The sequence below is a fragment of the Ruminococcus sp. N15.MGS-57 genome, assembly GCF_000980385.1.
Lineage (GTDB): Bacteria > Bacillota > Clostridia > Oscillospirales > Ruminococcaceae > Hominimerdicola > Hominimerdicola aceti.
In genome coordinates this window covers 1-1,477 of the sequence record NZ_LARF01000101.1, presented here as the reverse complement: position 1 = coordinate 1,477, position 1,477 = coordinate 1, and the positions used below count along the sequence as shown (strand labels likewise).

General features: G+C 41.6%; 1 protein-coding gene and 1 rRNA gene. Both read right to left on the bottom strand.

Translation table 11 applies throughout. The features are described 5' to 3' along the window. Positions 1 to 376, bottom strand: a 16S ribosomal RNA gene (locus WS40_RS10575); the annotation flags it as partial. Positions 377 to 998: 622 nt separating this feature from the next. Further along, the gene (locus WS40_RS10565) at positions 999 to 1,262 is read right to left on the bottom strand and encodes a hypothetical protein (RefSeq protein ID WP_325208541.1); all 264 of its coding nucleotides are present in this window, start codon (positions 1,260 to 1,262) and stop codon (positions 999 to 1,001) included. Between the last annotated feature and the right edge of the window lie 215 nt (positions 1,263 to 1,477).

Genomic DNA, 1,477 nt, shown 5'->3' with positions numbered 1-1,477 from the left:
CCATTGTGCAATATTCCCCACTGCTGCCTCCCGTAGGAGTCTGGGCCGTGTCTCAGTCCCAATGTGGCCGATCAACCTCTCAGTCCGGCTACTGATCGTCGCCTTGGTAAGCCGTTACCTTACCAACTAGCTAATCAGACGCGAGCTCATCTTTCAGCGATAAATCTTTGATAATCAAATCATGCGGTTCAATTATGTTATGCGGTATTAACGATCGTTTCCAATCGGTATCCCCCTCTGAAAGGCAGATTGCTCACGTGTTACTCACCCGTCCGCCACTAGATCAGAAAAGCAAGCTTCTCTTCTCTCGTTCGACTTGCATGTGTTAAGCGTGCCGCCAGCGTTCGTCCTGAGCCAGGATCAAACTCTTTATTTAAGTTGTATATACAGATGCTTTCGCATCTTTATATCGATCCTAGCAATCACGATTTCGCTCGCAATTACCTTTGTGATTTTTTCGTCTTTTCTGACTTCTTAAAGTTCCAATCTCTTGGAATTTCAAGGGCTTTTTCGCTTGTAGTGCATTGTTCAATTTTCAAGATACTTTCGAAGCAGCTTTCGTGCTGCAACTTTTATATTATATCACATTCAGAAGCTTTTGTCAAGTAAACATTTTGTGAACCGAAGTTCAGATCGTTTTCTTTTCTTTCCTTCTCGCCGTGACCAGCTTTTCTATTTTATCACATTCTGTCGTTTTTGTCAAGTAAACAATCTGTGAACTGATGTTCAACCCATCATTCTCTTTTCATCCTCGACAGCCTGTCCAAAACAGTCAGCCTATTCATTCTATCACACTTTCACGCTTTTGTCAAGTGAACTTTTCTTGAACAAATTCCACCGGCCGCTGTCGATCTCCCGATCCGCTCTTCCACTTTCTTTCATTCATTTGTCCTCTTGACTACCGCTCCCGTGCGACAGCTTTATTATTATACCACGCTATTTTGACTTTGTCAAGTAAAATCGATGTAAAATATTCCTGTTGAATTTTGTTTATTTCGCTAATAGTCGTAATCGCCCTCATCGTCGTCGTAATCATCAAACCAGTTGGTATCGTAGTCATCATAATCTGCGCCCTCGTATTCATCGTCAATTTCATCGGTATCGCTGTTATACTCCGGAAAATGATAAGAATACTCACGCTTGACCTTGCTGCTGGAATCCTCATGCGCACTGGTCTCATCCTGACTCTCTTCATAGAAGGAATCAAAAACGCTCGGCTCTGACGGTGTATCCGCACACAACTTTGCGATAATATAGATCAAAGAAATCACGGCAAGTATGACTGCAATTTTTTGTCCGTCCATATATCCTCCCGTATCAATATATCATAATTCAACTAACTTTTCATAAACCAAAACAACTTGGTCTTGTGTTGAATTTACGCCACTAGAATAATTTCCAACACCTATTGTCATAGAATTCTTCCCTAATTCATTTGTAATCATTTCTTTTAAGCGATAGCCCTGCTCTCCATGCC